The following is a 26,545-nucleotide window of genomic DNA, read 5'->3' as shown; positions in this document are numbered from 1 at the left end:
CGCCGGTCAGCGGGCCCGGCGCCAGGTGATCCGGGCGTGCGGTCCGTGCGGGCCGCCCGCGAGGAGCACCGCCAGCTCGTGCAGTACCGGGCCCGGGTCGCGGCGCAGCTGGACGGGCGTGGTGCGGACGACCGGCAGGCCGGCGGCGGTCAGCCGGTTGGCGCGGGTAAGGCTCCGCTCGTGGTCGGCCGGGCGCAGGTGCCAGGCCCGGGAGTCGATCTCCAGCGCGACGCAGGCCTGCGGCCAGTAGGCGTCCGGGACGGCCAGGAACCGTCCGTCCAGGTAGAGCGGCGGGTTCCAGAGCGGCTCGGGCAGTCCGGCGCCGCGCACCGCGTCCCGTGCCTCGCCCTCGACCACCGAGCGCACCCCGGCCGTCAGCTCCTCCACCACCGCGGCCAGCCGGGGCAGCGCGCGGGCGTCCGGCCGGGCGAGCAACTGGTCGAGCAGCTCGCCGAGTTCGCAGTGCCGGCGCTGGACGGCCTCGGCGCACAGGGCGCGGAACCGGTGCCGTCCGCTCTCCCTGGGCGCGAGGTCGGCCAGCGCCCGGGCGACCGAGGTGCTCCAGAGCCCGTCGTCGCGCTGGAAGCCGCCGGGCATCGCCCCGCCGGCCCGGTGGATGCGCACGAACCCCCGGTCGGCGACCCGGCGCCGAGCGGGGATCAGCACGTCCACCTCGGCGAGGTCGGCCGGGTGCCCGGCCGAGGGCAGCCCGGCGTCGGCGAGCACGGCCGCCCCGGTGAGCAGCACCTGCCCGCCGGACGGCACGGCCGGCCCCTTGGGCCCCGCGTAGGCGAGGGCGGCCCGCAGCCGCTGGTGGGCCGTCAGCCGCCCGGTCTGCAGGCAGATCACCCGCGGCAGCACCCGCTGCCACGGCCCGCCGGCCCGCAGCCGGTGCGCGATGGTTCCTGACGGCACGCCGAGCCCGCGCAGCTGGGCGCGGGTGACGATGTGCTGCTGGTCGGCGCCGAGCAGCAGCAGCGGGTCGAGGAGGGAGCCGGCGCTGGTCATGCCCGGGTGGTTCCCACCCGGGTCGGGGGTATGCGGAACATCGCCCGCTGGGGGCTGCCCGGTCAAACCAGGTTGACGCGGGACGGTGGGCGGGGTGGGCTTGCCCCCGATGACAACTCCTCACACCGGCCCGGCGTTCGACGCGCTCAACGGCCTTTCCGTGGGCGACGCTCTCGGCGCCCAGTTCTTCGTTCCCGCCACCGCCCGCACCCACCTCGCCGCCCGCACCCTCCCGCCCGGTCCCTGGCCGTGGACCGACGACACCGAGATGGCGTGCTCGGTGTACGCCGCGCACACCGAGCGCGGCGAGATCGACGTGTTCGACCTCACCCACGCGTTCGCCCGGCGGCACGACTTCGACCGCGGCTACGGCCCGTCCGCCAACCGCCTGCTGCGGTTGATCAGGGAGGGCGGTGACGCGAAGGCGCTGGCCGCCGGGCAGTTCGACGGCCGGGGCTCGTACGGCAACGGCGCCGCGATGCGGGTCGCCCCGCTCGGGGCGGCGTACGCGGACGACCCGGGCGCGGTGGTCGGGCCGGCCGCCGACACCGCGCTGGTCACGCACACCCACCCGCAGGCCGTGGACGGCGCGATCGCCGTCGCCGTGGCCGCGGCGTACGCCGTGCGCGCCCGTAGCGAGAGCATGACGCCGCTGGGCTTCCTGGAGTCGGTGCGGGACCTCACCCCGTTCGGGGCGGTGCGCGACGGCCTGACCGAGGCGGCCGACCTGCTCGCCGAGCCGGACCTCGTGGTCGCGGCCCGGATCCTCGGCAACGGCAGCCGGACCAGCGCCGCCGACACCGTCCCGTACGCGCTGTGGTGCGCGGCCCGCCGGCTCACCGACTACCCGGCGGCGATCTGGGAAGCCGTGTCCGCCGGCGGGGACGCCGACACCGTCGCCGCGATCACCGGCGGCGTGGTCGCCGCGCACACCGGGACGGCCGGCATCCCGGCCGCCTGGGCGGCCGCCCGCGAGCCGCTGCCCGGCTGGGCGTTCCCCGAGCCGGGCGGCGTCGCGAGGGCGACGGACCGCGAATTCCTGAAGCCGGTCCGGTTGCCGCGCCCCTGCCCCGTCCCGGACGTGATCTGGAGCGAGCAGCAGTGGCAGCGGATCCGGTACGGCCTGCGGGCGAAGGAGATGGAGCAGAAGTGGGAGTCCTGCACCGCCGAGGGTGTGCTCCACCTGCACCGCAGCTGGACCGGCTACGAGGCGTGGGCGGTCCGGGTGGCACCCGTGCCGGGAGGCGGCTGGCGCCCGGTGTCGGCCGTGGAGGAGACACACCCCGGGTACGTCGGGGCTCCGCTCGGAGCGGACCACCTCCGTGACGTCCTCGGCCTGGCCGCCATGGGCTACTCCTCCTGACCGCCGCGCCCGCAGCGGCCGCCGTCCGCCGCGCCCGCCGCCCGCGGTGGACGGCGGGCAGCGGGCAGCGGGTGGCGGGTCTCAGGCGGTGATCAGGTGCCCGGCGCCGCCGCCGTGTCTAAGGCACTCCTGGTTGATCGCCGGATCCGGGGCGCTCGGCGAGGTGGCGGCGGCGATCCGCAGCTCGATGATGTCCCGGACGGCCGGCCACTCGCTGTCCAGGATCGAGTAGAACGCGGTCGACCGGACCACCCCGTCCAGCCCGCGCGAGTGCGCCCGGCGGACGCCCTCGGAGGTCGCCCCGAGCCGCTCGATGGCGGTGCGCGAGCGCAGGTTGCGGGCGTCGGCGCGCAGTGAGATCCGCTGCACGCCCCACGCCTCGAAGGCGTGCCGGAGCATCAGCAGCTTGGCCTCGGTGTTGATGCCGGTGCCCTGGGCCCGCGGGGACAGCCAGGTGTTGCCGATCTCGGCGGCGTCCGGGACGGCGGTGTCCGGGTCGCCGAACGGCACACCCGGCACCGGCGGCCAGACCAGCGGTCCCTGCCAGTAGTCGAGTTCCAGGAACCGGGTGGAGCCCACCACCCGGCCGTCGGCCTGGTTCACCGTGGCGAACGGCAGCGACCGGCCGGCGGCCTGGTCGGCCAGCGCGCGCGCGATGTACTCCCGGGCCGCTTCCAGGCCGTGCGGGACGGGGGTGAAGGCGTAGGTCGTACGGTCCTCGGCGCCGGCCTTGGCGATGGCCTCGGCGTGGTGCGCGGCGAGGGGCTCCAGCCGCACGGTGCGGCCGGTGAGGATGACAGGTACGGGCACGGAACCTTCGGTCCTTCATCGGTCGGAGGGTGCTGGCCCGTGCCGGGGTGCGGCGCGGGCGAGCGATGACTGGTTCGCCCCGCCCCGAGTGCGCCCACCGGTGCCCGCGCACGCCGGAGGCCGGTCGAGCGGGGCGGGGAGCGACGGCCCGGAGACGGGCAGCGCGGTGCCGGAACGGACACGGGTCCACGGACCGGTCCGGCGGGATGAGCGAGGGGACAGTGTGCGTCCGCGAGATGGCCGAAGAGGAAACGAGAGCGCGAAGGGAAGCAGGCGGCCAGGTGAAGGCAAGATGCGTCGTGGGTGGCTGGCCGAGCACCGGTCCGGGACGTGGTCGACGGCGTTACGGACGACGTGACGACGACGCGACGATGCGAGGCAGCGAGAGGACGATACCCGTAAGAAGTCGGTGCGTCACTTCGCGGCACACGAATGGCCCCCGGGGCGGCGCCCGGACGGGCCGCCGAGGCCGTTCGCACCCCCTTGACCAGGGACTTTTCCGGTGAGTGCGATCATGGTCCGGCCGGCCCGCCGAGCAGTCGGCCGGACGGTCCGCGAGCAGCCCGCCGGGCGGCCCGCCGCGGGCGGTCCGGGCAAACGGGCCCGCCCCGCCGGGAATTCCGGCGGCGCCCCGCACGCTGGACGAGGAGAGCCGGGCACGAGCCCCCGCGCGCGCCGACGCACGGGGGAGCGGCCGCGGCGAACCGCGACGAGGAGAGAAACGGGGTGTGGGTGAGCGGTGCGTGATCCCCAGGCGCTGTACGAGCTGGACCAGCAGGGGGTGGCCGCGGTGGCCACGGCGAGGGCCGCGCTGGCGGACACCGGCGCCGGCCTGGTGCTGCTCCACCACTTCGAGGGCTTCATGGACGCCGGCGAGGCGGGCGCCCAGGTGGTCGCCCACCTGCTGGAGACGGGGGACCCGCAGGTGGTGGCCCGCTTCGACCACGACCGTCTGGTGGACTACCGGGCCCGTCGCCCCGCGATGGTCTTCGACCGCGAGCACTGGGCGTCCTACGAGCCGCCGGAGATCCTGCTCCAGCTCGTCCACGACACGGCCGGCTCACCGTTCCTGCTGCTCAGCGGGCCCGAGCCGGACGTCGAGTGGGAGCGCTTCGCCGCGGCCGTCCGCGAGCTGGTCGAGCGCTTCGACGTGCGGCTGGCCCTCGACTTCCACGGCATCCCGATGGGCGTGCCGCACACCCGCCCGGTCGGCCTGACGCCGCACGGCAACCGGCTGGACCTCGCGGCGGGCTACCCGCAGTGGTTCGAGCAGGCCCAGGTGCCGGGCAGCGCCCAGGCGCTGCTGGAGTACCGCCTCGCCGAGGCCGGGCACGGCGTGCTGGGCTTCGCCGTGCACGTGCCGCACTACGTGGCGCGCTCGGCGTACCCGGCGGCCGCGGTGATGATCCTGGAGGCGGTGCAGTCCGCGACCGGGCTGGTGCTGCCCGGCACCCCGCTGCGCGAGCGGGTCGACGTGGTGTACGCCGACATCGAGGAGCAGCTGGCGCAGGGGGACGGCGAGCTGCGCTCGGCGATCCGCGGCATGGAGGGCCAGTACGACGCGGTGGCCGGCGCCGAGGACCGGGAGAGCCTGCTGGCCGAGCCGGTGGACCTGCCGTCGGCGGACGAGCTGGGCCGGCGCTTCGAGCAGTTCCTGGCCGAGCACGAGCGAGGCCCGGAGTAGCGACCGGCGCGGGGAGCGCGGCGGAGCCCGGAGCGGCGGGCGGAGCGGAAATTCGCGGCTCCGGGCGGGATCGATAGCGCGCGCCCGTCCGTTGGGCCCTGCGGTGCCCGGGGGACGGGCCGTCGTAGGAAGAAGCGCTACCGGCTCCTACCCGGGGGGATCCCGTGCCACTGTCCGTACGCCCGACCGCCGCGCTCACCGGTGCGGTGAGCGCCGGCCTCGCCGCCGTGCTGGTGGCCGGCTGCTCCGGTTCCGCCGGCTCCGCGGCCGGTTCCGCAACCGTCGCCGCGGCCGCTCCGGACGGCTCCGCGCCGGCGCGGGCCGCCGCCGCGGCCACCTCGACACCCACGCCGACGCCCACGCCCACACCCACCGGGCCGTACGTGGCACTCGGCGACTCCTACACCTCCGGCCTGAAGATCAGCCCGCAGCAGGAGGCGGAGCCGAAGGGCTGCTCCCGGTCGGCGGTCAACTACCCGTCCCTGGTGGCCAAGGGGCTCGGCCTCTCCGGAGACCGGTTCCGCGACGTCAGCTGCAGCGGCGCCCGCACCGGCGACCTGACCGGCGCCCAGAGCACCGACGACGGCAGCAACCCGCCGCAGCTGGACGCGCTCACCCCGGCCACCCGCCTGGTGACCATCGGGATCGGCGGCAACGACGCCGGCTTCATGGACGTCGTCGGCCAGTGCGCCAAGGAGAACCTGGTGGACGCGCTCAGGGGTCTGGTCGGCTCGGACCGCGCCGCCGCCCCCTGCCGCGACTCCTACGCCGCCGCGGACGGCGGCGGCGACCAGGTCCAGCGCAAGGTCGACGCCGCCGGCGAGCGGCTCGGCCAGCAGTTGAAGGAGATCAAGCGCCGCGCCCCGCAGGCCCGGGTCTACGTGGTCGGCTACCCGGCGCTGCTGCCCGCCGACCCGGCGAGCTGCGTGCCGGTGCTGGGCTCCACCGTGGCGGGCGGGGACCTGGGCTTCCTGGTGGAGAAGGAGCAGCAGCTCAACACCATGCTCAAACGGCGGGCGGAGGCGGCCGGGGCGGTCTTCGTGGACCTCGCGGCGCCCTCGGCCGGCCACGACATGTGCGCCGGGGAGAGCGCCCGCTGGGTGGAGCCGCCGTTCCCGGCACACGGCCTGGCGGCCATCCACCCGAACGCCAAGGGCCAGGAGGGCGCCGCCGAGGCCGTCCTCAAGGCGGTCCGGGGCTGACCCCGGCCGGAGCCGGAGACAGCCCCTCCGGGCCCACGCTGGGGGCCTACGGCGCGCGGCCAAGGGTTCACGCCCCGGCCCGCGCGCCGTAGCGCGCGGCACACTTCCGCTGTCACCGCCGCGGCGTACGGTGAGGGTCATATGGACGACACCGCGCACCGCCTCACCGCAGCCCCGGCCCCGACGCCGTACGATCACGCCGCCGAGGCCCGCTGGGTACCCGAACCGGACAAGCGCCCCGGCCGTACGGCGTTCCAGCGCGACCGCGCCCGCGTGCTCCACTCCGCCGCCCTGCGCCGGCTCGCCGGCACCACCCAGGTGGTCGCCCCGATGCGCAGCGACTTCCCGCGCACCCGGCTGACCCACTCGCTGGAGTGCGCCCAGGTCGGCCGCGAGCTGGGCGCCGCCCTCGGCTGCGACCCGGACCTCGTCGAGACCGCCTGCCTGGCCCACGACATCGGCCACCCGCCGTTCGGCCACACCGGTGAGGAGGCGCTCGACCAGGCCGCCGAGGCCTGCGGCGGCTTCGAGGGCAACGCGCAGTCGCTGCGCATCCTGACCCGCCTGGAGCCCAAGCGCTTCGCCCCGCAGGACGAGGCGCCCGCCCGGCTGGCCCCCTGGCCGGGCCGCAGCGTGGGCCTCAACCTGACCCGCGCCGCCCTGGACGCCGCCACCAAGTACCCCTGGACGCACGGCGCCCACCCCACCGACCCGGCCTCGCCCAAGTACGGCGTCTACGCCGACGACCTGGCGGTCTTCCGCTGGATGCGGGCCGGGTCCCCGCCCGGGCGCAAGTGCTTCGAGGCCACCGTCATGGACTGGTCCGACGACGTCGCCTACTCGACCCACGACGTCGAGGACGGCCTCCAGGCCGGCCACATCGACCCGGCCGCGCTGCGCGCCCCGGGCGAGCGCGCCGAGCTGTTCAAGGTCGCCGAGCGCTACGCCCGGGACGCCGGGCCCGAGGAGCTGGCCGCCGCCCTGGACCGGCTGCTCGCCCAGGAGTGGTGGCCCGAGTCCTACGACGGCACGGCCCGCGCCCGCTCCGGGCTCAAGGACCTCACCAGCCAGCTGATCGGCCGGTTCTGCCTGGCCGCCGAGCAGGCCACCCGGGCCCGCTACGGCCCCGGCCGGCTCACCCGGTACGCGGCCGAGCTGGTGGTGCCGCGCGAGGTCCGGCTGGAGTGCGCGGTGCTCAAGGCGGTCGCCGTCCGGTACGTGATGCAGCGCGACGAGCAGGCCCAGCTGAGGGCCCGGCAGCGGATCGTGATCGCCGAGCTGGCCGAGGTCCTGGGCCGGCGCGCCCCCGAGGCGCTGGACCCGGTCTTCGCCGCGATGTACCGCGAGGCGGAGGACGACGGGGCCGCGCTGCGCACCGTGATCGACCAGATCGCCACCCTCACCGACGCCTCGGCGCTGGCCCTGCACTCCCGGCTGGTCGGCCCGGCCCGGACCTGACCCGGGTCGCTCGCCCCGCCGTCCGGCCCGGTCGCCCCAGTAGACTTCCGGGGTGGCCGGGCGGATCAGGGACGAAGACGTGCAGGCGGTGCGGAGCGCACTGCCGATCGACGCCGTGGTCGGCGACTACGTACAGCTGACCAACGGTGGCGGTGGCGAGTACAAGGGCGTCTGTCCCTTCCACGACGAGAAGTCCGCCTCCTTCTACGTCAACCCGTCCAAGGGCGTCTTCCACTGCTTCGGCTGCCAGGAGAACGGCGACACCATCGCCTTCCTGATGAAGATCGAGCACTTCACCTTCGCCGAGGCCGTCGAGCGGATGGCCGCCCAGGCGGGCATCACCCTGCGCTACGAGGAGGGCGGCTACAGCCCCCGCCACCAGCAGGGCGAGCGCACCCGCCTGGTCGAGGCGCACAAGGTGGCCGCCGCCTGGTACCAGGAGCAGCTCGCCTCGCCCGAGGCCGAGATCGGCCGCCGCTTCCTGGCCGAGCGCGGCTTCGACGAGGAGGCCGCGAAGACCTTCGGCGTCGGCTACGCCCCGGCCGGCTGGGAGCACCTGGTCCGCTACCTGCGCGGCAAGGGGTTCAGCGACAAGGAGATCCTGCTCGGCGGCCTGGCCTCGCAGGGCCAGCGCGGCGGTCTGATCGACCGGTTCCGGGGTCGGCTGGTCTGGCCGATCCGGGACATCGCGGGTGAGGTGATCGGCTTCGGCGCCCGGCGGCTGCGCGAGGACGACAACGGACCGAAGTACCTCAACACCCCCGAGACGCCGATCTACAAGAAGTCGCACGTGCTCTACGGCATCGACCTGGCGAAGAAGGAGATCGCCAAGTCGGGCCGGGCGGTCGTGGTCGAGGGCTACACCGATGTGATGGCCTGCCACCTGGCCGGGGTCACCACCGCGGTGGCCACCTGCGGCACGGCCTTCGCCGAGGACCACATCAAGATCATCCGCCGGCTGCTGATGGACACCTCCCAGTACCGCGGCGAGACCGTCTTCACCTTCGACGGCGACGCGGCCGGTCAGAAGGCCGCGCTGCGCGCCTTCGAGGACGACCAGAAGTTCGCCGCCAAGACCTCCATCGCGGTCAGCCCCGGCGGCATGGACCCCTGCGACCTGCGCCTGGCCAAGGGCGACGACGCGGTCCGCGAGCTGATCGACAACCCCGTCCCGCTCTTCGAGTTCGCGCTGAACTCGGTCGTCGCCAAGCACCGGGTGGACACCCCGGAGGGCCGGTCGGCGGCGCTGGAGGAGGCGGCGCCGATCGTCGCCAAGATCAAGGACCGCTCGATCCAGCACGAGTACGCCGTCCGGCTGGCCGGCATGCTCGGCATCCTGGACGAGCCGTTCGTGGTCCGCCGGGTCTCCCAGCTGGCCCGCTGGGACCGCGAGCGCCGGCAGAACCCGCGCGCCAACGGCCAGCAGCGCCGGCCCGAGCCGGCCCAGCAGGCCCGCCCGGCCCGGCCCGCCTTCGTGCTCAACCCGCGCGACCCGGCGCAGTTCGTCGAGCGCGAGCTGCTCAAGCTGGCCCTGCAACACCCGGACCTGGTCGCGCCGGCCTTCGACAACTACGGCGAGGACGAGTTCCCGACGCCGCCGTACACCGCCGTGCGCCGTGCGATCGGCCAGGCCGGCGGCGCCGCGTACGGGGCCGCGCTGGCCGACTTCACCACCGTGGTGCGCGAGGCCTGCCCGGACGACCGGGTGCGCTCGCTGGTCACCGAGCTGACCGTGGAGCCGGTGCGCTCGCGCCGCAAGGCGGACGCCGTCTACGCGGGCGAGTTCCTGGTCAAGCTGCGGCTGCTGGCCGTGGACCGGCGGGTCGACGAGGTCCGCGCCCACCTCCAGCGGCTGGGCAACCGGGCCGCCCCCGAGGAACTGCACGCGGTGCAGACCGAGCTGTGGCAGCTCCAGCAGTACGGGCAGTCGCTGCGCAGCGGTGGCGCCGCCGCGTTGTAGGGGCTCGCGGGCGCTTGCAGGAGCGCGTTCAGAAAGTCCGCGCACGAGTATCGGCCACGGAGTGTGGCGTGCCCCACACTGGAGGACGTCCTGTCTCCGTTCAGCGCGGGTCCGCCAGAGTCGCGCCAGCCCCGAGGGGATGCCCGTGGACCGAGGCCTTGCCACGACCGCCCAGCCCACCACCACCGACCCGCCCGCCCCGCCCGAGGACCACGGCCGGGCGGGGGCGCCGCTCCCGGACGGCGCCCGGGTGCCCGCCCAGGGCCTGCCGGCCGGGCACCCCGACGCCGAGCCCCCCGAGCCCGGTGACGACGCCGCCGAGGCCGAGCGGGCGGAGGAGGCGGAGGAGGCCGAGGAGGTGCCGGAGCGCTCCGGCACCGAGCCCGGCGGCCCGGCGGCCGACCTGCTCCGCCAGTACCTCCGCGAGATCGGCCGGATCCGGCTGCTCACCGCGGCCGAGGAGGTCGACCTGGCCCGCCGGATCGAGGCCGGCCTGTTCGCCGAGGAACGGCTGGACGGTGAACCCCCGCCCGCCGTCGCACTGGCCGGCGAACTGGCCGCCCTGGTGGCGGGCGGCCGGCTCGCCAAACGCCGGCTGATCGAGGCCAACCTGCGCCTGGTGGTCTCCGTCGCCAAGCGCTACGTCGGCCGCGGGCTGACCCTGCTCGACCTGGTCCAGGAGGGCAACCTCGGCCTGATCCGGGCGGTGGAGAAGTTCGACTACACCCGCGGCTACAAGTTCTCCACCTACGCGACCTGGTGGATCCGCCAGGCGATGAGCCGCGCGCTGGCCGACCAGGCCCGCACGATCCGGGTGCCGGTGCACGTGGTCGAGCTGATCAACCGGGTGGTGCGGGTGCAGCGCTCGCTGCTCCAGGAACGCGGGACCGAGCCCGGCCCGGCCGACATCGGGGCCGTCCTGGAGCTGACCGAGGTCCGGGTGCGGGAGCTGCTCCGGCTCGCCCAGGAGCCGATCTCGCTTCACACCCCGGTCGGCGAGGAGGACGACGTCGCGCTCGGCGACCTCATCGAGGACGCCGACGCGGCATCACCCGCCGAGTCCGCCGCCTTCCTGCTGCTGCGTCAGCACCTGGACGCGGTGCTGGCCACCCTCGGCGAGCGCGAGCGGCAGGTGGTGCAGCTCCGCTACGGCCTGGACGACGGACGGACGCGCACGCTGGAGGAGATCGGGGTGCTCTTCGGGGTGACCCGGGAGCGGATCCGCCAGATCGAGTCCAAGACCCTGGTCAAGCTCCGCGACCACGCCTTCGCCGCCCAGCTCCGGGGCTACCTCGACTGAGCCGGGAGACGCCCTAGCCGGACTGGCCCGGCGGCGCGGGCTGGGCCGGGTCGGTGGCGGTCGCGGTGGCCGGCGGGGTGGCCGGGCCGACCGGGATCGGGGTGGAGGCGACCACCCGGGCCAGGTCGGACACCTGGGACGAACAGGCGGAGCCCTCCGGGTCCTTGCGCTGCCCGCAGACCTGCAGGGTGACCGTCGGATCGGCCGCGTTCACCATCCACGAGTAGTTGTCGTACCCCCAGTGGATCAGCGCGGTCTCCGACTCGCCGGCGCTGGTGGTGATGGTCGCCTGGTCGCCGGGCTGGCCCTCGCTGATGCCGGCCCAGGCCGCCTGGCACTTCTGGCTGTACCGGAGGTAGACGACGACCTTGCCGACGTTGGTGGTCAGCAGGGTCCGGGCGTCCCCGCCGCAGCCGGTCGGCCTGGGGTCCTTGTGGACGCAGCCGAGCGCCTGACAGGTCGGGACGTCCGGGGCGGGGTTGGCGGGCACCGGGGGCGGCGTGGAGGCCGCGGGAGGGGAGGAGGCCGGGGCGGACGCCGGCACGGTGGCGGCGGTCGGCGCGGCGCCGTCGTCGGCGCCGTCGCCGGAGAACGCCTGCAGGCCGGCGAGGGCCAGCAGCAGCGCCACCACCACCGCGGCCGAGACCAGGGCCAGCAGAGGGCGGCGGCGCGCCGGACGGGTCTCCGGCCCGGCGCCCTCCGCCGGTTCCGCGTCGGCCGCACCCACCTGGCCTGTCGCGGCGTCAGGCGTGGTGTCCGGCACGGCCTCCGGCTCCGCTTCCGGCTCCACCGAGGCGCCCGCCTCGGCCTCCGCCTCCGCCGAGGCCTCGCCCGGCGCCGCCGCCACCTCCGCCGCCGTCAGGTCCCACAGCGCCCGCAGCGCCGGGCCGTCGCACTCCACCGTCCCGATCAGCGCGTCGAGCGCCTGCTCGGTGACGATCCGCTTGCCGTTCAGCCAGCGCTCCCAGGAGGCCCGGCTGTAGTGGGTCCGGGCGGCGAGCTCGGAGAGCGAGAGCCCGGTCGCGTCCTTGACGGCGCGCAGTTCCTCCGTCAGACGTCTGGCGGGGGCGGAGAGGTCGTCCGGCAACTGCTTCCAGGCGGAACCCATGCGGTCTCTTCCAAACATCGAGGCGGGCGGGGCGGCGGGCTGGAACGGGCGATGCCCCGCGGGGCGCCGCTCCGGGCCCGGGCGGGCGTGTCCGCGTCTCAAACCTCAGCGGCCCGGCGTCCCAAAACCCAGGTCCTGGCGCTGAGACGGACGGAAGTGTCTCACAACACCGGGGAAGGCTCGAACATTCATGTGGTCGTCGGGCATTGTTTCTTCCGGCCGGAGCGGTTCGCCGCCCCGGTCCTTCGTCCGGGGACCGTTTCGACGGCCCGGCGACGGCCGTGCCCTGACCCCCACCGGTACGTGACAGCCTCCACGGGGGGAGGCTGCCCCGGACCGCAGGGACACGCGGCCGGGCCGACGCGTTCAGCGCGTCCGCCCGGCCGCGATCACGCCCGCCGCGAGCCCTTGCCGCACCTACATCCGCGGGTGCGGCGGGTGCGGCGGCGGGCGGTGCCGGGGGTCAGTGGTGGAAGCCCGTCCGGACCGGCACCCCGAGATCCTTGAGCGGGCCCGGCTGGCGGCGCAGCTCCGGCAGCAGCCGTTCCAGATCGCCCAGCAGCAGGTCCCCGAGGTCGCGGGAGAAGCCGTTGCGGCAGACCACCCGGAGCACCGCGAGGTCCTCCCGGTTCGCCGGGAAGGTGTACGCGGGCACCTGCCAGCCGCGCTCGCGCAGCCGGCGCGACACGTCGAAGACGTCGAACGGCACGTCGTCCGTCGTGGTGAACGCGAACACCGGCAGCTCGTCGCCCCGGGTCAGCAGCCGGAAGCCGCCGAGCCCCGCGATCCCGTCGGCCAGGTACCCGGCCACCTCCCGGCAGGCGCCCTGGACGGCCCGGAAACCGGCCCGGCCGAGCCGCAGGAAGACGTAGTACTGGGCGATCACCTCGGCGCCGGGCCGGGAGAAGTTCAGCGCGAAGGTCGGCATGTCGCCGCCCAGGTAGTTGACCTTGAACACCAGCTCCTCGGGCAGCGCCTCGTGGTCCCGCCACAGCGCCCAGCCGACGCCGGGGTAGACCAGCCCGTACTTGTGGCCGGAGGTGTTGATGGAGGCGACCCGGGGCAGCCGGAAGTCCCAGGGCAGGTCCTCGTCCAGGAACGGCGCGATCATGGCGCCGGAGGCGCCGTCCACGTGCACCGGGACGTCCAGGCCGGTGCGCCGCTGCAGGTCGTCGAGCGCGGCGCAGATCTCCGCCACCGGCTCGTAGGAGCCGTCGAAGGTCGAGCCGAGCACCCCGACCACGCCGATGGTGTTCTCGTCGCAGAGCTCCACCGCCTGTTCGGGGCCGAGGTGGAACCGCTCGCCGTCCATCGGCGCGGTGCGGGCCTCGACCTCCCAGAAGTTGCAGAACTTCTCCCAGCAGACCTGCACATTGACGCCCATCACCAGGTTGGGCCGGGCCCCCGCCGCGTAGCGGTCGGCGTTGCGGCGGATCCAGCGCCGTTTGAGCGCCAGGCCGGCCAGCATGCAGGCCTCGCTGGAGCCGGTGGTGGAGCAGCCCACGGCGGCGTCCGGGTCGGGGGCGTGCCACAGGTGGGCGAGGATGGACACGCAGCGTCGCTCCAGTTCGGCGGTCTGCGGGTACTCGTCCTTGTCGATCATGTTCTTGTCGAGGCACTCGGTCATCAGCCGGGTGGCCTGCACCTCCATCGAGGTGCTGACGAAGGTCGCCAGGTTGAGCCGCGCGTTGCCGTCCAGCAGCAGTTCGTCGTGGATCAGCTGGTACGCCGTGTCGGCCGGTACGGGGCCGTCGGCGAGCCGGTGCAGCGGGGGCGCCACTTCCATCGCGCCGAGCGGGTCGGCGGCGGTGCCGACGAACGGGCCGACGGTCAGCCGGCGGTCGTCGCCGGTCCCCTTGTGCAGTGCCATGGCATTCTGTCGCCCTTCCGAACGGTGGCCGCGTCGTCTCCCACGCTCCCACCGGTCGCCGGGTGACGCATCTTCACCGCTCGGGCCGTCCGTACACCCTCCGTGCGCCCCGGAACGCCCCGGGGCGGGCCGTCTCAGCCGGCCGTCTCCGGGTGGATCTGCTCGCGGGCGGCCCGGTACTGCTGGCGGACCGCCGAGCCGACGGGCAGGTCGTGCTCGGCGTCCGGGGCCACGGTGACGGCCTCCGGCAGGTCCCACCGCGGCGGCTCGGGCGTGCCGGCCAGTGCCCAGGCCGCCTGCCGGGCCGCGCCGCGGGCCGCGTGCGCGCCGGGCGGCGGCACGACCACCGGGACGCCGAACAGCTGCGGGGCGACGTGCCGCACCGCCGCCAGCCGCCCGGCGGCGCCCAGCAGGAACACCCGCTTCACCTCGACGCCGCGGGCGCGCAGCACGTCCAGCGCGTCCGCGCTGTTGCAGAGCATGCCCTCGACGGCGGCCCGGGCCAGGTGCTGAGGGGTCATCGACTCGGCCCGCATCCCGGTCAGCGTGCCGGCCGCGTGCGGCAGCGCGGGCGTCCGCTCGCCGTCCAGGTAGGGGAGCAGCACCAGTCCGTAGGCGCCGGGGGAGGACTGCAGGGCGAGGTCGCTGAGGCCCTCCAGGTCGCGGCCGAGCAGCGCGGCGGTGGAGCGCAGCACCTGGGCGGCGTTCAGGGTGGCGACCATCGGCAGATGGCGCCCGGTGGCGTCGGCGAAGGAGGAGACCAGGCCGGTGGCGTCCACCACGGCCTGCTCGTGGACCGCGAAGATCGTCCCGGAGCTGCCGAGCGAGACCACCGCGTCGCCGGGGCCGAGGCCGAGGCCGAGCGCGGCGGCCATGTTGTCGCCGGTGCCGGCCGAGATGAGCAGTCCCTCGGGGGTGTGGCCGGCGGGTTCGGCGGGGCCGAGCACGTCCGGCAGCTTCAGCTCGTGTCCGAGCGCCAGCTCGACCAGGTCCTGCCGGTACTCGCCGGTGATCGGGGACCAGTAGCCGGTGCCGGAGGCGTCGCCGCGGTCGGTGGTGCGGCGCTTGGGGTGGCCGAGCAGCTGCCAGACCAGCCAGTCGTGCGGCAGCAGCACCTCGGCGATCCGCCGGGCGCTGGCCGGTTCGAACTCGGCGAGCCAGCGCAGCTTGGCGATGGTGTACGCGGGGCTGGGGACGGCGCCGATCGCGGCCGTCCAGGCCGCCGGGCCGCCCAGTTCGTCCAGCAGGGCGGCCGCCGCGCCGCTGGAGCGCGGGTCGTTCCACAGGATCGCCGGGCGGACCTGCACGCCGCCGGCGTCCAGGCCGATCATGCCGTGCTGCTGCGCGCTGACGCCGATCGCCCGGACGCTCTCCAGCAGGCCGCCGGCCGCCGCGTCGCCGAGCGAGTGCAGCCAGAGCTGCGGGTCGGTCTCGCCGGGCCGGGTGTCGGGGTCCTCGGGCGCGGGGTGCGGTGCCTTGCCGGAGCGCAGGACGGCCCCTGTTGCGGAGTCGCACGCGACGATCCGGGTGCGACCGGTCGAGCTGTCTATCCCCGCGACGATGGCCATGGTCGAGATCATGCCTCAGCGGGCGTCCGGGCGCGGCCCGCCCGGGCAAGTGTTGCCCGTTCGGTACCGCGCCCGGGAGCCCGCGTCCGGCCGGCCGTCACCGCCCGGTCACCAGTCCGTCACGGACGGGTGCTAGGCGGTACGGCGGGCCGGTCGGGGACGTCGGTCAGGGGCGGTAGGTGCCCCAGCTGTCGTCCTCGCTCCTGGCCCGGTTGAAGTACGGCACCCGGTCGGTGACCGAGTCGGGCAGCCGGTCGCCGACCTTGCCGGCGACGGCGCCGGCGGCCTTCCCGGCGACCGCGCCGGCCTGCTGCCGGGCCTTGCCGGCGGCACCCTGGACCTTCGGGTTCTGGGCGACCTGCCGGGTCATCCTGGCGATCTGCTCGTACCGCTGGCGCCCCGCCCGCGTGCCCAGGACGTAGCCCGTCGCGAGTCCGACACCGAACGACAGCTTCCACATGGTCGGATTCCACCCTCTCCTGGCGGCCATTGCCGCATTGCCCTACCCGTCTGCCGGGACGGTGAACCGTCGGCGACCCCAGCATCCACGGACGGCGCCCCGGGCGCGCGGGGAACGCGCCGGGCGGGGGCGTCCGGCCGGGGGCCGGGGAAAGCGATTGGCGGACCACCCCCCCGAGTGCGCTAATGTATGTCCCGCAGCGAGCGCCGAGGAGCCCGGGAGACCGGGAGCCGGGGCGCGAAGCTCGATCCCCCATAGCTCAATTGGCAGAGCAGCCGACTGTTAATCGGCAGGTTATTGGTTCGAGTCCAATTGGGGGAGCGCGGTGGATGCCCATCTGGTGCTGACGCCCACACGTGGTACGGGAGTTGTGTATCGCGATCCCGCATAGCTCAATTGGCAGAGCAGCCGGCTGTTAACCGGCAGGTTTTTGGTTCGAGTCCAAATGCGGGAGCTGCGCCGGGTCCGCCCGGTGACTGCTCAGAGCGAAGGCCCCTCGGTAGACCGGGGGGCCTTCGTGTTGTCCTGGGCGGACCGGCTGCTGTGAGCCGCCTCACGTCGCTGCCGGACGCCGGCGACGCACGTCACCGCCTCAGGTCACCGCCTGCTGGAAGAGTTCGGTGACCCGCTCGTCGAAGGTCACGCTGTACGAGGTGCCCGGCGTCTCGCCGCCCTCCTGGTAGCCGCCGATCACCCCGATCACCCGGCCGTTGGTGGTGAGCCAGGGGCTGCCGCTGGTGCCGTCGGTGTAGCCGGCGCAGTCGAACCGCTCCTGGGTGGGGCTCTGCGAGGCGGTCAGGCCCGAGCAGGTGATCGGCTCGTCGCGCTCGTTGGGGTAGCCGGTGACCGAGACCGCCAGGCCGAAGCCCTGGTCGGTGCCGAGCGGGTTGCCGCCGACCGCGTCCTCGACCTGCCGGCCGCCCACCGGGTCCACGGTGACGAACGCCACGTCGTACTCGGGGTCGGCGTCGGCGGACCAGCGGGGATCGACGGTGACCGACCTCACCGGCCAACTCCCGTACGGTGAGTACCCGTCGCGGTAGCCGGGGGTGAACACCAGGCCGTCCAGCAGGCCGATCCGGTGGTTCTGCACGCAGTGCGCGGCGGTCACCAGCAGATTGCGCCGCGGGCTCTGCACCACGCTCGCCGTGCACGCCCGGGGCCCCTGCGCGGTGTGCACCGACAGCGTGCCGACCCGGTCCCAGACCGGGTTCTGCGGGGCCACCGCCGCCGTCCGTCCGTCGCCCTGGCCCCCGCCGCACGCCATCGCGGTGGCCAGCAGCAGGGCCGCCACCGCGACCGTCCTCGCGGCGTGCGCGGTGCGGACCGGGCGGGAGGGCATCCGGGGCTCCGTCTCCTCCTCGGGGCGGGCGCGACCGTCCACGCTTCTCCGCCGTTCGGGACCAAGATCTACCAGTCCGGCGCGGCCGGCGCCACCGTCGTCCGCCCGCCCGCGCACCCGTGCGCGCCCCCGGCGCGCACCACGGGTGATCGACCGGCTATGCTGCCCGGGACGGCCTTCCGGGGCCGTCTGCTGCTGCCGCGACCGGCCTGCCGTCGCGTGCCGCGAACCGGGGCGGTAGCTCAGCCGGTTAGAGCAGGGGACTCATAATCCCTTGGTCGTGGGTTCGAGTCCCACCCGCCCCACCTTCCGTACCCGCGCGAGCGGCCCCCTGGCTGGGAAAACCCTAGGGGATCGGGCCTGCTGCCACGCTGCGACGCGCCAGGATTCACCCGGACGATGAGGCCCCCGGCCCGCGTCGGCACCCCGTCGGCCCCGGCCGGACGGCGGGCCGGTGCGGGCCGCTCCGTATTCTGGGCGGGTGCTCCAGGCTCCGTGTGTACCGACCCCGCTGGTCCCCTGTGTTGACGAGGTGTTCGAACGGGCCGGGGTGGGGCTGCGGCTGAAGCGGGACGATCTGGTGCATCCGCTGGTGCCGGGGAACAAGTGGCGCAAACTGGGGCCCAATCTGGAGTCCGCGGTGCGGGACGGGCACCGGCGGCTGGTGACCTTCGGCGGGGCGTACTCGACGCATCTGCGGGCGGTGGCGCTGGCGGCGGGGGCGCTGGGGCTGTCGAGCGTGGGGCTGGTGCGGGGCGAGGAGCTGGCGGGGGCGCCGCGGAACTGGTCGTTGCGGGCCGCCGAGGAGGCCGGGATGGAGCTGGTGTTCCTGTCCCGGGCCGAGTACCGGGAGGCGGCCGGGCGGGTCGCCGGGGGCGGCGGCGGAGAGGCGGAGCTGCGACGGCGCTTCGGGCCGTGCCTGGTGCTGCCCGAGGGCGGGTCCAACGCGCTCGCCGCGCGCGGTGCCCAGGCGGTGGTGGCGGAGCTGCTGGAGGCGGGTGGGCTCGGGGAGCGGGACGTGGTCTGCTGCCCGGTCGGCACCGGCGGCACGCTGGCCGGGATCGCGGCGGGCCTGCCGCCCGGGGCGCGGGCGCTGGGCGTGGCGGTGCTGCGCGGCGGCGAGGGCTACCTGGAGGGCGAGGTGACGCGGCTGCACCGGGAGGCGTACGGGCGGGAGTTCGACGGCTGGCGGATCGAGCACGGCCACCACGGCGGCGGGTACGGGCGGGTGCCGGCTGCGCTGGAGGAGTTCGCGGCCGGCTTCGAGCGGCGGCACGGCATCGCGCTGGAGCGCCGCTACGTGGCGAAGGCGCTGGCGGCCCTGTACGGCCTCACCGCGGCCGGTGCCTTCCCGCCCGGCACCCGGCTCACCGCCGTCGTCACCGGGCTGCCCGACCCGGTCTGAGCCGGGCGGCCCGCGCCGGCTCAGCCGAAGGTGAGGTTGGCGCAGGGGTCGGTGTCGGCGGAGCGGCTGTTCTCGGCTATGCCGCTGGGGACGGTGGTCGGCAGCGGGCCGGTGGCGGCGGCGGACGGGACGCCGGACGGGACGCCGGGCGTGGGCGCGCCGGTGGCGGCCGGGTGGTAGTCGCGGCCGAGGGTGACGGTGATGCCCTCCGAGCCCGGCTCCTCGGTCATCCGGGAGCCCGGGAAGAGCGCGGCGAGCTGCTCGGCGACGGCCTTGAACGGCGGGTCGTAGGCGATCTCGGTGAGCAGCCGCCCGCCGGTGGTCTGGCCGAGCGCGACGTTCCGGTAGCCCTGGGCGCGGATCGCCGCGGAGCCGCGGCCGGCCAGTCCGTCGGTGCCGACGCCGTTGACCACGGTGACCGGGGTGGCGAGCTGCTCGGCGGTGAGCGGGGTGGCGGTCGGGGAGGGCGAGGGGGAGGACTCGGCGGGGGCGGTGGGGGTCGCGCTCGCGGCGTCGGCGACCTCGCCGGTGGCCTGGCCGTCCAGGGTGCGGTCCTCGCGCAGCAGCCGCCACAGGGTGTCCACGTCGGGGTGGACGAGGTCGACCCGGCCGTTCTGCACGGTGGAGAACCGCCAGGGGGCGGTGACGAAGGTGATGTCGGAGAGGTTGATCTGCTGCAGCGACTGGGCGAAGTCGACCAGCTTCATCGCGGTGCCCAGGCCCTCGTCGACGGTGAGCGAGCGGGTCGCGGCGTCGGCCAGCGGGAGCAGGGTGGGCAGGGAGAAGCCCTGGGACTGGACCTTGCGGATCATCGAGGAGAGGAAGGCCTGCTGGCGCTTCATCCGGCCTATGTCGGAGTTGTCGCCGAAGCCGTAGCGGGCGCGCAGGTAGTCGACGGCCGGCGGGCCGGATATCTTCTGCGGGCCCTTCTTGAGCTTGATGTTGTGCGAGTTGACGTCGTTGGGCACGCAGACGTCCACGCCGTTGATGGCCTCGGTCATCGCGGCGACGCCCTTGAAGTCGACCACGATGGTGTGGTCGATGCGCAGGCCGGTGAGCGCCTCGACGGTGTTCTGGGTGCAGGCCGGGTTGCCCTTCTCGGCCTCGCCGACGGTGAAGGCCTCGTTGAACATCTGGCCGGTCCGCGGCTTGGTCCAGTCACCGCTGGGCAGCCGGCAGGAGGGGATGGTCACCAGGGCGTCGCGGGGTATGGAGACGCCGACGGCGTGCTTGCGGTCGGCGTAGACGTGCAGCAGGATCGCGGTGTCGGAGTGGCCGACGCCCTCCTCGCCGCCGCCGAGGTCGGCGTTGCCGTCGTTGCGGGTGTCCGAGCCGAGCAGCAGGACGTTGACCGGCACCGAGGCGCCCCGCGCGGTCGGTGTCGGCGCCGGCGGTCGCTCGGTGGCGACGCCGCCGGCGTCGAAGGTGGTGATGTTGGTGTCGAGCCGGTGGTAGAACCAGGCCCCGGCACCGACCACGGACAGCACCAGCACGGCGGCGAGTCCTATGACGGTCCGTATGACACGCCGACGGCGCGAGCTGCTGCTCATCCTTCCCGTCCCCCCGTCTTCCGCTCAGTTTCCCCACCCGTACCGCCTGGTCGCGGGCGGGTGCCGGTCATCCGAACGTTAGACGTTTCGGGGGAGTGTTCGGTTACCTCCGATCGGCGGCCAATTCGGCGGCCGGCGCTGTGACGCTTCTCACGCCCCCGGTCCGGTGGCGCCGGCGAGCATCCGCCGGAGCAGGTCGCGCAGCTGCGTGCGCTCCTCCGGGCCGAGCGCGGCCAGCGGCTCGCGGGCGAAGTTCAGCGACTCGCGCAGCTCCGTGGAGGCGGTGCGGCCGGTGTCGGTGGCGGCGACCAGCTTGACCCGGCGGTCCTGCCGGTCGGGCTGGCGGGTGACGAAGCCGCGGGTCTCCAGCCGGTCGACGATGCCGGTGATGTTGGAGGGCTCGCAGCTGAGCGTCTGGGCGATCTGGCGCATGGGCATGGGGCCGCGTCGCAGCAGGGCGAGGACCTTGGCCTGCGCTCCGGTGAGCGAGCGGGCGGCGGCGGCCTCCTCGTACTCGCGGTGGAAGAGCGCGACCAGGTTGGCCATGAGATCGACGACCTCGCGGGTGATCTCATCGGCCTGCGGCGGCGTGTCCCGGTTCTGCTGGGCGTTCATGGCCACCAGTCTACCTGAATATTTGACGACATGAACTTTTCATGCCCATTCTTACTTCACCTGCTCAACCTTTCATGTGGGAGATCATCATGGCCGCCGAGCCGACCGCGCCGGAAGCGCCCGCCACCGCTCGTGAGTGGCACCTCGCCGCCCGTCCGCGGGGCTGGCCCGCCCCGGCCGACTTCGCCCTCGTCGAGGCGCCGGTCCGCACTCCGGGCCCGGGCGAGGTCCTGGTCCGCAACACCCACCTGTCGGTCGACCCCTACATGCGCGGCCGGATGAACGACGTGAAGTCCTACGTCCCGCCGTTCCGGCTCGGCGAGGTGATGGACGGCGGCGCCGTCGGGTACGTGGTCGCCTCCGGCGCCGAGGGCTTCGCCCCGGGCGACGCGGTGCTGCACGGGCTGGGCTGGCGCGAGTACGCCACCGTCCCGGCCTCGCGCGCGGTCAAGGTGCCCTCGATCGAGGGCGTGCCGCTCTCCGCCTACCTCGGGGTGCTCGGCATGCCCGGCCTGACCGCGTACGCGGGCCTGCTGGCGGTCGGCGCGCTCAAGGAGGGCGACCGGGTGTTCGTGTCCGGCGCGGCCGGCGCGGTCGGCTCGATCGTCGGCCAGATCGCCCGGCTCAAGGGCGCCTCGCTGGTGGTCGGCTCGGCCGGTTCGGCGGAGAAGGTCGCCCGGCTGACCGGGGAGTACGGCTTCGACGCCGCCTTCGACTACAAGGACGGCCCGGTCGGCGAGCAGCTCGCCAAGGCCGCCCCGGAGGGCATCGACCTCTACTTCGACAACGTCGGAGGCGAGCACCTGGAGGCCGCGATCAACGCGCTGGGCGTGCACGGCCGGGCCGTGCTGTGCGGCGCCGTCGCCCAGTACAACGACACCTCCGCGGCGCCCGGCCCGCGCAACCTGGCACAGGTCATCGGCAAGCGGCTGCGCCTGGAGGGCGTGCTGGTCGGCGACCACGGCGCGCTGAAGCCGCAGTTCCTCGCCGAGGTCGGCGGCTGGCTGAAGGACGGGAGGCTTCGCTTCGAGGAGACCGTGGTGGACGGCTTCGAGAACGTGCCGCAGGCCTTCCTGGACATGCTGCGCGGCGCCAACACCGGCAAGATGGTGGTCCGTCTGGACGGCTGACGTCCCATCGGCGCCCGCTCCGCCCCGCACCCGGCCCGCCCGGTGCGGGGCGGAGCGGTTTGCGTACCCGGCGGAGAGGCCCGGGCCGCACTACCGCATTCCGGCCGGATCCGAAAGTGCGTCATCCCCGCTGCGGGGCCGCGCGGTACGGTGGTCCCGCCCGGCGATGGGGCCGTTCGGGGGAGAGATCCGACCGGGGGGTGGACCTCGTTGCGGTTTCGACTAGCATTGAGCGAAAGCCTGTCCGTTTTGCTCAATTTAGTGGCTTAATGTCAGCCGACGTGGGTAACTGCGGATCAACTACGGGCTCGAACACGAGGCAGCTGGGGAAGGCGACCCTCGTCCACAGCCTGGAGGTCCCGGTGACGACACGTGGAGTCCTGTACATCCACTCCGCGCCCCGCGCGCTGTGCCCGCACGTCGAGTGGGCCGTCGCGGGGGTGCTCGGCGTGCGGGTGAGCCTGGACTGGATCCGCCAGCCGGCCGCGCCCGGGCACTGGCGTGCCGAGCTGTCCTGGCAGGGCGAGCCCGGTACCGCCTCGAAGCTCGCCTCCGCGCTGCGCGGCTGGCAGCTGATGCGCTACGAGGTCACCAGCGAGCCCTGCGCCGCGGCCGAGGGCGAGCGGTACAGCAGCACCCCCGGCCTCGGCATCTTCCATGCCGTCACCGGCATCCACGGGGACATCCTGATCCCCGAGGACCGGCTGCGGGCCGTGCTGCTGCGCGCCCGCAGCGAGGGGGCGGACCTGGAGGCGGAGATCGCCATGCTGCTGGGCAAGCCCTGGGACGACGAGCTGGAGCCCTTCCGGTACGCCGGCGAGGGCGCCCCGGTGCGCTGGCTGCACCAGGTGGTCTGACCGGACGGACGAACGGGAGAGGGGGCCCGGCGCTCATCGCGAGCGCCGGGCCCCCTCTCCGTCGTCCTGGGCCGTCGTCCTGGGCCCGGGAGCCGGGCCCGGGGTCAGCGGGTGCGGAAGGCCAGCACCACGTTGTGGCCGCCGAAACCGAACGAGTTGTTCAGCGCGGCGATCCGGCCCTCGGGCAGCTTGCGGGCCTCGTCGCGGACGATGTCCGCCTCCACGTCGTCGTCCAGCTCGTCGACGTTGATGGTCGGCGGGGCGAGGCGGTGGTACAGCGCCTGCACGGTGGCGACCGTCTCGATGCCGCCGGCGCCGCCCAGCAGGTGACCGGTCATCGACTTGGTGGCCGAGATGGCGATGTGGTCGAGGTCCTCGCCCAGCTCCTTGCGCAGCGCCTTCAGCTCGGCGGTGTCACCCTGCGGGGTCGAGGTGGCGTGCGCGTTGACGTGCACGATCTCGGCCTTGTCCAGCTCGTTGCGGTCGAACAGGTCGGCCAGCGCGCGGGCCACGCCGGCGCCGGTCGGCTCCGGCTGGGCGATGTGGTGGGCGTCCGAGGACAGGCCCTGGCCCACCGCCTCGCAGTAGATCCGGGCGCCGCGGGCCTCGGCGTGCTCCACCGACTCCAGCACGACCACGCCGGCGCCCTCACCCAGCACGAAGCCGTCCCGGCCCTTGTCGTACGGGCGGGAGGCGCGCTCGGGCTCGTCGTTGTTCTTGGACATCGCCATCATGTTGGCGAACGCGGCGATCGGCAGCGGGTGGACCGCCGCCTCGGTGCCGCCCGCCACCACCACGTCGGCGCGGCCGCTGCGGATCATCTCGATCGCGTAGCCGATCGCCTCGGCGCCGGAGGCGCAGGCGGAGACGGGGGTGTGCACACCCGCGCGGGCACCGACCTCCAGGCCGACGTTGGCCGCCGGGGAGTTGGGCATCAGCATCGGGACGGTGTGCGGGGAGACCTTGCGGGCGCCCTTCTCCTTCAGCACGTCGTACTGGTCGAGCAGGGTGGTCACGCCGCCGATGCCGGAGGCGATCACGGCGCCCAGGCGCTCCGGGGCGAGCTTGGACGACTCGTCGGTGGCCGGGGTCTCGAAGCCGGCGTCGGCCCAGGCCTCACGGGCGGCGATCAGCGCGAACTGGGCCGAGCGGTCCAGCTTGCGGGCGAGCGGACGGGGCAGGATCTCGCCCGGCTCGACGGCGGTGCGCGCCGCGATCCGCACGGGAAGCTCGGCGGCCCACTCCTCGGTCAGGGCAGCCACCCCGGAGCGCCCGGCGACCAGGTTCTCCCAGGTGGTGGCGGCGTCGCCGCCCAGCGGCGTGAAGGCGCCGATACCCGTGACGACCACGGTACGGTTCTCAACAGTCACTGGATCTTCTTCTCTCACGTTGTGCGGGGGTCGGCGGCGGCCGAAGGTGAGCCCGGCCGGGCGCCCGGTGGGGCGTCCCGGCCGGCGGGTCGGCCGACTCCCAGGAGTCGGCCGATGTCAGGCGTCGAACGCGTCGAGCGCGCCGACCGCTCAGGCGTGGCTGAGGATGTAGTCCACGGCGTCGCCGACGGTCTTCAGGTTCTTGACCTCGTCGTCCGGGATCTTGACGTCGAAGCGCTCCTCGGCGGCCACGACGACCTCGACCATGGACAGCGAGTCGACGTCCAGGTCGTCGGTGAAGGACTTGTCGAGCTCGACGTCCTCGGTCGGGATGCCGGCGATCTCGTTGACGATCTCGGCGAGACCTTCCAGAACCTCGTCCTTGGTAGCCATACTGGCTGCTCCTCTTCGGTGTTGAATGCGGCCGCCCGGCGGACGGACGCAGGTTTGCGGGTGGATCGGGCGAAAACGCCTAGGGGAGCGTAACGACTGCGGCGGCGTACACGAGACCCGCCCCGAACCCGATGATCAGGGCGAGGTCGCCGCTGCGGGCCTCGCCGCTCTCCAGCATGCGCTCCATCGCCAGCGGGATGGACGCCGCCGAGGTGTTCCCGGTCTCCGTGATGTCACGGGCGACCGGCACCGTGGCGGGCAGCTTGAGGGCCTTGATCATGGCGTCGGTGATCCGCATGTTGGCCTGGTGCGGGATGAACGCGCCGAGCTGGTCGGCGGTGATCCCGGCGGCGTCCAGCGCCTGCTGCGCCACCTTGGCCATCTCCCAGACCGCCCAGCGGAAGACCGTCTGGCCCTCCATGCGCAGCGCGGGCCACTTGATCTCCTCGCCGGCGCCGTTGACGGCGTCCTCCTTGGCGAAGGCGGTGTCCCAGGCCTCGGTCTGCGAGATGACGTCCTTCTGCGAGCCGTCCGAGCCCCAGATGACCCGGCCGATGCCGGGGGTGTCGGACGGGCCGACGATCGCCGCACCGGCGCCGTCGCCGAAGATGAACGCGGTCGAGCGGTCCGAGGTGTCGGTGAGGTCGCTGAGCCGCTCCACGCCGATCACCAGCACGTACTCGGCGCTGCCGCCGCGGACCATGCCGTCGGCCAGGCTCAGGCCGTAGCCGAAGCCGGCGCAGGCGGCCGAGATGTCGAAGGCCGGGGCGGTGCCGCAGCCGAGCCGCTCGGCGATCTCGGTGGCGATCGCCGGGGTCTGCTTGAGGTGCGAGACGGTGGCGACGATCACGCCGCCGATCCGCGCCGGGTCGATCCCCGCCTGGGCGATCGCCTTGCCGGCGGCCTGCACCGACATCTCGGCGACCGACTCCTCCGGGCCGGCCCAGCGGCGCTCGGCGATCCCGCTGCGGGTGCGGATCCACTCGTCCGAGGAGTCGATCCAGGTCAGCACCTCGGCGTTCGGGATCACCCGGACCGGGCGGTAGCCGCCCACGCCGTGGATGCGCGAGTACTGCGCACCGGTCACCGGTGTGATCTGGGGGGTGTCGCTCATGCCTGCTGCTCCTGCTCCTGCCCGCCGTGCTCCGCGACGAGCTCGCGGGCCTTGTCCAGGTCGGCGGGGGTCTTGAGGGCAAGCGTCGCCACGCCCTTGAGGTTGCGCTTGACCAGTCCGGTGAGGGTGCCCGCCGGGGCGAGCTCGATGACGGCGGTCGCGCCGAGCCGCTGCAGGGTCTCCATGCAGAGGTCCCAGCGGACCGGGTTGGAGACCTGCGACACCAGCCGGCTCAGCACCTCGGCGCCGGAGGCGACGACCTCGCCGTCCTGGTTGGAGACGTAGGCGACCTTGGGGTCGGCGACCGGCAGGGTCGGGGCCAGCTTGGCCAGCCGCTCGACACCGGGAGCCATGTGGGAGGTGTGGAACGCGCCCGCGACCTTCAGCGCGATCAGCCGGGCGCCGGCCGGCGGGTCCGCGCGCAGCGCGTCCAGCTGCGGCAGGGTGCCGGCCGCGACGATCTGGCCGCCGCCGTTGTTGTTGGCCGGGGTCAGGCCGTGCTCGGCGAGCTTCGCCGCGACGACCTCCGGGTCGCCGCCGAGCACGGCGCTCATGCCGGTCTCGGTGGCGGCGGCGGCCTCGGCCATGGCGAGGCCGCGCTCACGCACGAAGGTGAGCGCGTCGCGTGCGCTGAGCACGCCGGCACCGGCCGCGGCGGTGATCTCACCGACGCTGTGGCCGGCGACGGCGCCGACCAGCGCACGGGCCGCGTCCTCGTCCGGGAACAGCGCACGTGCGGTCATCAGGCCGGCCGCCACCAGCAGCGGCTGGGCGACGGCGGTGTCCTTGATCTCCTCGGCGTCCGCCTCCGTTCCCGCGCGCACAAGGTCGAGCCCGGCGACCTCCGACCAGCCCTGCAGGCGGTCGGCGACACCGTCGAGCTCCAGCCAAGGGCTGAGGAAACCGGGGGTCTGGGCACCCTGTCCAGGGGCGACGATTACGAGCACGGTTCAACCCTCTCTCGCCAGGCGCCCGGGG

General features: G+C 74.4%; 22 protein-coding genes and 3 tRNA genes. 12 read left to right on the top strand and 13 right to left on the bottom strand.

The features are described from left to right. Positions 1-6: 6 nt before the first annotated feature. The gene (locus ACFU9E_RS29955; protein WP_380682432.1) at positions 7-1,008 is read right to left on the bottom strand and encodes a hypothetical protein; all 1,002 of its coding nucleotides are present in this window, start codon (positions 1,006-1,008) and stop codon (positions 7-9) included. A 109-nt stretch (positions 1,009-1,117) separates the two neighbouring features. Here ACFU9E_RS29955 and ACFU9E_RS29950 point away from each other — a divergent pair, with 109 nt between their 5' ends. Continuing rightward, complete coding sequence (locus ACFU9E_RS29950; protein WP_380682431.1) at positions 1,118-2,371, top strand: ADP-ribosylglycohydrolase family protein; 1,254 nt, start codon at positions 1,118-1,120, stop codon at positions 2,369-2,371. 81 nt (positions 2,372-2,452) lie between these two features. On the opposite strand, the gene ACFU9E_RS29945 is transcribed toward ACFU9E_RS29950, so the two are convergent. Further along, the gene (locus ACFU9E_RS29945; RefSeq protein WP_344325279.1) at positions 2,453-3,181 is read right to left on the bottom strand and encodes a GNAT family protein; all 729 of its coding nucleotides are present in this window, start codon (positions 3,179-3,181) and stop codon (positions 2,453-2,455) included. A 739-nt stretch (positions 3,182-3,920) separates the two neighbouring features. Here ACFU9E_RS29945 and ACFU9E_RS29940 point away from each other — a divergent pair. From ACFU9E_RS29940 to ACFU9E_RS29920, 5 genes are all read left to right on the top strand, one after another. Further along, on the top strand, positions 3,921-4,865 hold the full coding sequence (locus ACFU9E_RS29940; protein ID WP_380682430.1) for a PAC2 family protein: 945 nt from the start codon (positions 3,921-3,923) through the stop codon (positions 4,863-4,865). A 164-nt stretch (positions 4,866-5,029) separates the two neighbouring features. Further along, a complete protein-coding gene (locus tag ACFU9E_RS29935) occupies positions 5,030-6,067 on the top strand; it encodes an SGNH/GDSL hydrolase family protein (RefSeq protein WP_380682429.1) in 1,038 nt (345 codons plus the stop codon). Between the two features lie 141 nt (positions 6,068-6,208). Continuing rightward, on the top strand, positions 6,209-7,525 hold the full coding sequence (locus ACFU9E_RS29930) for a deoxyguanosinetriphosphate triphosphohydrolase (protein ID WP_380682428.1): 1,317 nt from the start codon (positions 6,209-6,211) through the stop codon (positions 7,523-7,525). A 52-nt stretch (positions 7,526-7,577) separates the two neighbouring features. Next, positions 7,578-9,485 carry a DNA primase gene (gene dnaG, locus ACFU9E_RS29925; RefSeq protein ID WP_380682427.1) on the top strand — a complete coding sequence of 636 codons (1,908 nt, stop codon included), beginning with the start codon at positions 7,578-7,580 and terminating at the stop codon, positions 9,483-9,485. A 139-nt stretch (positions 9,486-9,624) separates the two neighbouring features. Next, complete coding sequence (locus tag ACFU9E_RS29920; protein WP_380715498.1) at positions 9,625-10,785, top strand: RNA polymerase sigma factor; 1,161 nt, start codon at positions 9,625-9,627, stop codon at positions 10,783-10,785. A 13-nt stretch (positions 10,786-10,798) separates the two neighbouring features. Here ACFU9E_RS29920 and ACFU9E_RS29915 read toward each other — a convergent pair whose 3' ends face one another. The 4 genes from ACFU9E_RS29915 to ACFU9E_RS29900 all read right to left on the bottom strand — a co-directional run bounded on the left by ACFU9E_RS29915 (position 10,799) and on the right by ACFU9E_RS29900 (position 15,791). After that, entirely contained in the window at positions 10,799-11,893 is a 1,095-nt protein-coding gene (locus ACFU9E_RS29915; RefSeq protein ID WP_380689981.1) for a DUF2690 domain-containing protein, read from the bottom strand. Positions 11,894-12,356: 463 nt separating this feature from the next. After that, the gene (locus ACFU9E_RS29910; RefSeq protein WP_380685716.1) at positions 12,357-13,763 is read right to left on the bottom strand and encodes a glutamate decarboxylase; all 1,407 of its coding nucleotides are present in this window, start codon (positions 13,761-13,763) and stop codon (positions 12,357-12,359) included. Positions 13,764-13,897: 134 nt separating this feature from the next. Next, a complete protein-coding gene (locus tag ACFU9E_RS29905) occupies positions 13,898-15,331 on the bottom strand; it encodes an FGGY family carbohydrate kinase (RefSeq protein WP_380685714.1) in 1,434 nt (477 codons plus the stop codon). Between the two features lie 166 nt (positions 15,332-15,497). Next, a complete protein-coding gene (locus ACFU9E_RS29900; protein ID WP_380685712.1) occupies positions 15,498-15,791 on the bottom strand; it encodes a hypothetical protein in 294 nt (97 codons plus the stop codon). A gap of 248 nt (positions 15,792-16,039) precedes the next feature. Here ACFU9E_RS29900 and ACFU9E_RS29895 point away from each other — a divergent pair. Both ACFU9E_RS29895 and ACFU9E_RS29890 read left to right on the top strand, forming a co-directional pair. After that, positions 16,040-16,112 (top strand) — tRNA-Asn (locus tag ACFU9E_RS29895). A gap of 60 nt (positions 16,113-16,172) precedes the next feature. Next, positions 16,173-16,245, top strand: a tRNA-Asn gene (locus tag ACFU9E_RS29890). A gap of 138 nt (positions 16,246-16,383) precedes the next feature. Here the strand turns inward: ACFU9E_RS29890 and ACFU9E_RS29885 are convergent. After that, on the bottom strand, positions 16,384-17,175 hold the full coding sequence (locus tag ACFU9E_RS29885; RefSeq protein ID WP_380715496.1) for a trypsin-like serine peptidase: 792 nt from the start codon (positions 17,173-17,175) through the stop codon (positions 16,384-16,386). Between the two features lie 189 nt (positions 17,176-17,364). Between ACFU9E_RS29885 and ACFU9E_RS29880 the strand changes: the two genes are divergently transcribed. Together ACFU9E_RS29880 and ACFU9E_RS29875 are read left to right on the top strand one after the other, a co-directional pair. Continuing rightward, positions 17,365-17,438: transfer RNA gene (locus ACFU9E_RS29880), tRNA-Ile, on the top strand. Between the two features lie 176 nt (positions 17,439-17,614). Next, the gene (locus ACFU9E_RS29875) at positions 17,615-18,538 is read left to right on the top strand and encodes a 1-aminocyclopropane-1-carboxylate deaminase/D-cysteine desulfhydrase (protein ID WP_380685708.1); all 924 of its coding nucleotides are present in this window, start codon (positions 17,615-17,617) and stop codon (positions 18,536-18,538) included. A 20-nt stretch (positions 18,539-18,558) separates the two neighbouring features. Here ACFU9E_RS29875 and ACFU9E_RS29870 read toward each other — a convergent pair whose 3' ends face one another. Together ACFU9E_RS29870 and ACFU9E_RS29865 are read right to left on the bottom strand one after the other, a co-directional pair. Further along, positions 18,559-20,088 (bottom strand): LCP family protein, encoded by a 1,530-nt coding sequence (locus ACFU9E_RS29870; RefSeq protein WP_380685706.1) that lies wholly within the window; start codon positions 20,086-20,088, stop codon positions 18,559-18,561. A 150-nt stretch (positions 20,089-20,238) separates the two neighbouring features. Then, a complete protein-coding gene (locus tag ACFU9E_RS29865) occupies positions 20,239-20,703 on the bottom strand; it encodes a MarR family winged helix-turn-helix transcriptional regulator (protein ID WP_380685704.1) in 465 nt (154 codons plus the stop codon). 74 nt (positions 20,704-20,777) lie between these two features. On the opposite strand from ACFU9E_RS29865, the gene ACFU9E_RS29860 reads away from it, so the two are divergent. Both ACFU9E_RS29860 and ACFU9E_RS29855 read left to right on the top strand, forming a co-directional pair. Next, positions 20,778-21,833 (top strand): NADP-dependent oxidoreductase, encoded by a 1,056-nt coding sequence (locus ACFU9E_RS29860; RefSeq protein ID WP_380685702.1) that lies wholly within the window; start codon positions 20,778-20,780, stop codon positions 21,831-21,833. 362 nt (positions 21,834-22,195) lie between these two features. Then, on the top strand, positions 22,196-22,690 hold the full coding sequence (locus ACFU9E_RS29855) for a DUF3145 domain-containing protein (RefSeq protein ID WP_350566458.1): 495 nt from the start codon (positions 22,196-22,198) through the stop codon (positions 22,688-22,690). A gap of 104 nt (positions 22,691-22,794) precedes the next feature. Here ACFU9E_RS29855 and fabF read toward each other — a convergent pair whose 3' ends face one another. From fabF to ACFU9E_RS29835, 4 genes are all read right to left on the bottom strand, one after another. Next, a complete protein-coding gene (fabF, locus tag ACFU9E_RS29850; protein ID WP_380690334.1) occupies positions 22,795-24,060 on the bottom strand; it encodes a beta-ketoacyl-ACP synthase II in 1,266 nt (421 codons plus the stop codon). Positions 24,061-24,210: 150 nt separating this feature from the next. Then, entirely contained in the window at positions 24,211-24,453 is a 243-nt protein-coding gene (locus tag ACFU9E_RS29845; protein WP_344325330.1) for an acyl carrier protein, read from the bottom strand. Positions 24,454-24,532: 79 nt separating this feature from the next. Next, positions 24,533-25,567 carry a beta-ketoacyl-ACP synthase III gene (locus ACFU9E_RS29840; protein ID WP_380684285.1) on the bottom strand — a complete coding sequence of 345 codons (1,035 nt, stop codon included), beginning with the start codon at positions 25,565-25,567 and terminating at the stop codon, positions 24,533-24,535. Next, positions 25,564-26,514, bottom strand: a complete 951-nt coding sequence (locus tag ACFU9E_RS29835; protein ID WP_380684286.1) for an ACP S-malonyltransferase — start codon at positions 26,512-26,514, stop codon at positions 25,564-25,566. Before ACFU9E_RS29835 ends, ACFU9E_RS29840 begins: the two co-directional genes overlap by 4 nt. Positions 26,515-26,545 lie beyond the last annotated feature (31 nt).

The organism is Kitasatospora sp. NPDC057595 (genome assembly GCF_042800875.1).
Lineage (GTDB): Bacteria > Actinomycetota > Actinomycetes > Streptomycetales > Streptomycetaceae > Kitasatospora.
This window is presented reverse-complemented; position numbering and strand designations above follow the sequence as displayed.